The organism is Halolactibacillus sp. JCM 19043 (assembly GCF_001310395.1).
GTDB classification, from domain to species: Bacteria; Bacillota; Bacilli; order Bacillales; family Amphibacillaceae; genus Halolactibacillus; species Halolactibacillus miurensis.
This window is the reverse complement of record NZ_BAXD01000075.1, coordinates 1-1,567: the sequence shown is the minus strand read 5'-3', so window position 1 is coordinate 1,567 and position 1,567 is coordinate 1. Positions and strand designations below refer to the sequence as shown.

Annotated in this window: 1 protein-coding gene; it reads left to right on the top strand. The window is 40.3% G+C overall.

The window, feature by feature from the left end; all coding sequences use genetic code 11:
• The first annotated feature begins 337 nt into the window (after positions 1–337).
• Positions 338–1,489, top strand: a complete 1,152-nt coding sequence (gene tnpB, locus JCM19043_RS15635; protein WP_062323985.1) for an IS200/IS605 family element RNA-guided endonuclease TnpB — start codon at positions 338–340, stop codon at positions 1,487–1,489.
• The last annotated feature ends 78 nt before the right edge of the window (positions 1,490–1,567 follow it).

The window sequence follows — 1,567 nt, the reverse complement described above, 5'->3', positions numbered from 1 at the left end:
TTTTATCTAAATTAGGCGAGAAAACCCCATCTTCAAGGAATGTTATGGCTAAGCCAATGAGTAAGTGGGGGATGAATCGCCTTTGGGCAAGGGATAGGACTTCCCCGTCTTAATTGCCCGACTTGTCGAGTGCTACTTGTATGAGGTGAAAAATAGTTTGTGTACGAGTACCAAACCCTTTTTCATCTTTGTATTTGTCCACTCTATTCAAAAGTGTTTTTGGGAATCTTAATACAACGGATTGTTTTTCCATCATAACCCCCTAAAATGATAGACGAAAATATATTGAATATGTGCTACGATATGTATATCATATCGAGAAAGGAGGCAGATTTCAATGTTGGTGAATAAAGCCTATAAGTTCCGTATCTATCCGACAATCGAACAGGAAATCCTAATCGCAAAGACGATCGGCTGTTCTCGTTTTGTATTCAATCATTTCCTTTCGGCATGGAATGATACTTACAGAAAAACAGGCAAAGGACTTACTTATGACGCTTGTTCCTCTCAACTTCCCAAGTTAAAAAAAGAATATGAATGGCTCAAAGAAGTGGATAGTATTGCTGTGCAAACAAGCGTGAAGTATCTTTCAGATAGTTTCAGACGCTTCTTTAAGAAGCAGAATAAAGCCCCACGATTCAAGTCAAAGAAAAATCCCGTTCAATCCTATACGACAAAGCAAACAAACGGGAATATCGCCATCATTAACAATAAGGTGAAACTCCCCAAACTTGGACTTGTAAAGTTTGCGAAAAGCCGTGACGTAGAAGGGCGTATTCTGTCAGCGACAATCAGACGAAACGCGACGGGCAAGTACTTCATATCTATTCTTACAGAAACGGCCGTCTATGATCTTTCTAAAACAAAAAGCGCCGTAGGGATAGATGTTGGTTTAAAAGATTTCGCTATCCTTTCAGACGGAACAGTTCATAAGAACCCTCGTTTCCTTCGTTCGTTAGAACGGAAATTAGAGATGGAACAACGGAAGCTATCACGCAGATACGAACAGGCAAAGAAAGACGGCAAGCCGTTGCACGAAGCAAAAAATTATCAAAAGCAAAAAGTGAAAGTTGCCCGTATTCACGAAAAAATTAAACATGCACGTACGGATTTTCTGCACAAACTCAGTACCGATATTGTCAAAAACCACGACATCATAGGTATTGAAGATTTGCAGGTGTCAAATATGATAAAGAATCATAAGCTCGCAAGAGCGATTAGCGAAGTCAGTTGGTCAGAATTTCGTTCAATGCTTGAATATAAGGCAAAATGGTACGGGAAACAGGTGGTGCCAGTAGGAAAAACCTTCCCTTCGAGCCAACTATGTTCTTGCTGTGGCTACCGAAATAAAGACGTTAAGCATCTTGCTTTGCGTGAATGGAAATGTCCAACGTGTCACACCCATCACGATAGAGATCTGAACGCAAGTAAAAATATTGAAGCTGAAGCGATAAGACTTCTAACCGAAGGGACTTCGGGGATAGCCTAATCCATAACTGACCGTTAGGTTGGTCTTCTTAGGAATCTCCATCTTCAAATTTCGTAAGAAATTAAGGTGGAGTAGTTC

Excerpts from the sequence above, each read along its gene's own strand:
- tnpB (WP_062323985.1), top strand. The coding sequence starts at position 338 with ATGTTGGTGAATAAAGCCTATAAGTTCCGTATCTATCCGACAATCGAA.